At 63.8% G+C, this 1,973-nt stretch carries 2 protein-coding genes; both read left to right on the plus strand.

All coding sequences use genetic code 11. The features are described from left to right. A partial coding sequence (locus WAN71_RS26780) for a fumarate reductase/succinate dehydrogenase flavoprotein subunit (RefSeq protein WP_422228222.1) occupies positions 1–1,695 on the plus strand: 1,695 nt, incomplete at its 5' end. Beyond that, positions 1,695–1,973, plus strand: a 279-nt coding sequence (locus WAN71_RS26785) for a 2Fe-2S iron-sulfur cluster-binding protein (RefSeq protein ID WP_422228223.1), incomplete at its 3' end; no start/stop codon positions are given. The genes WAN71_RS26780 and WAN71_RS26785, both read left to right, overlap by 1 nt.

Genomic DNA, 1,973 nt, shown 5'->3' on the forward strand with positions numbered 1-1,973 from the left:
ATGCGCGGTGGGAAGTTCCTAAACAACTGGCGGATGGCCGAATTGCACGCCAAGGAGGCACCCGACCGGGTTTGGGAACTGGAGACCTACGGCGCGCTGTTCGACCGACTCAAAGACGGCAAGATCAGCCAACGCAACTTCGGTGGGCACACCTACCCCCGGCTCGCGCACGTCGGTGACCGCACCGGCCTGGAGCTGATCCGCACCATGCAGCAGAAGATCGTCTCGCTGCAGCAGGAGGATTACGCCGAAGTTGGCGATTACGAGGCGCGGATCAAGGTCTTCGCCGAGTGCACGATCACCGATTTACTCAAAGACGGTGACGCGATCTCCGGCGCATTCGGCTACTGGCGCGAAAGCGGCCGCTTCGTCTTGTTCGAAGCCCCGGCGGTGGTCATGGCCACCGGCGGGATCGGCAAGTCATTCAAGGTGACGTCGAATTCCTGGGAGTACACCGGCGACGGCCACGCTTTGGCACTGCGGGCCGGCGCGACGCTGATCAACATGGAGTTCGTCCAGTTCCACCCGACCGGCATGGTGTGGCCGCCCAGCGTGAAGGGCATTCTCGTCACCGAGGGTGTGCGCGGCGACGGCGGAGTGCTGAAGAACTCCGACCAAACCCGGTTCATGTTCGACTACATCCCGCCGGTATTCAAAGGCCAGTACGCCGAAACCGAGCAAGAGGCCGACCAGTGGCTCAAGGACAACGACTCGGCCCGTCGCACCCCGGACCTGCTGCCCCGTGACGAGGTCGCCCGCGCGATCAACTCCGAAGTCAAGGCCGGCCGCGGCACCCCACATGGCGGGGTCTACCTCGACATCGCGTCCCGGCTGACCCCCGAGCAGATCAAGAAGCGCCTCCCGTCGATGTATCACCAGTTCATGGAGCTGGCCGGAGTCGACATCACCAAAGAGCCGATGGAAGTCGGGCCCACCTGCCATTACGTGATGGGCGGCATCGAGGTGGACGCCGACACCGGCGCCGCCACCGTCCCTGGGCTGTTCGCCGCCGGTGAGTGCTCCGGCGGCATGCACGGCTCCAACCGTCTTGGCGGCAACTCGCTTTCGGACCTGTTGGTCTTCGGCCGTCGGGCCGGCCTGGGCGCCGCCGACTACGTGCGGGCGCTCAGCAGCCGTCCGAAAGTCTCCGACGACGACATTGACGCGGCCGCGAAACGGGCGCTGGTCCCCTTCGAGACCCCGACAAACGGCGCCACCGCGGAAAACCCGTACACGTTGCAGTTGGAGCTGCAGCAGACGATGAACGACCTGGTGGGCATTATTCGCAAGGCCGAGGAAATCACCGAGGCCCTCGGCCGGCTCGACCAGCTTCGCGAACGGTTCAAGCACATCCACGTCGAGGGACACCGCCAGTACAACCCCGGCTGGAATCTGGCCATCGACCTGCGCAACCTGCTGCTGGTCAGCGAATGCGTCGCCAAGGCCGCGCTGCAGCGCACCGAAAGCCGGGGCGGGCACACCCGTGATGACCACCCATCGATGGATTCCTCGTGGCGCAAGGTGTTGCTGGTCTGCAAGGCGGCTGGCGGCGACGAGGTGATTCCCGACATCTCGGTCACTCACAAAGACCAGGTTCCGATGCGGCCCGATCTACTAGAGGCGTTCGAAATCTCCGAACTGGAGAAGTATTACACCGCCGAAGAATTGGCCGACCACCCAGGACGGAGAGGCTAATGAGCTACAACGCGACCCTGCGGGTATGGCGTGGCGACGAATCCGGTGGTGGACTACAGGATTTCACCGTGGAGGTCAACGAGGGCGAGGTGGTGCTTGACATCATTCACCGTCTGCAGCAGACCCAGACACCCGACTTGGCGGTGCGGTGGAACTGCAAAGCCGGCAAGTGCGGCTCGTGCTCGGCTGAGGTCAACGGCAAGCCCAAGTTGATGTGTATGACCCGGATGTCGACCTTCGCCGAAGACGAAGTGGTTACCGTGACGCCAATCCGGACC

Origin of the sequence: Mycobacterium sp. (assembly GCF_049280035.1) — a bacterium.
Classification (GTDB): Bacteria; Actinomycetota; Actinomycetes; order Mycobacteriales; family Mycobacteriaceae; genus Mycobacterium.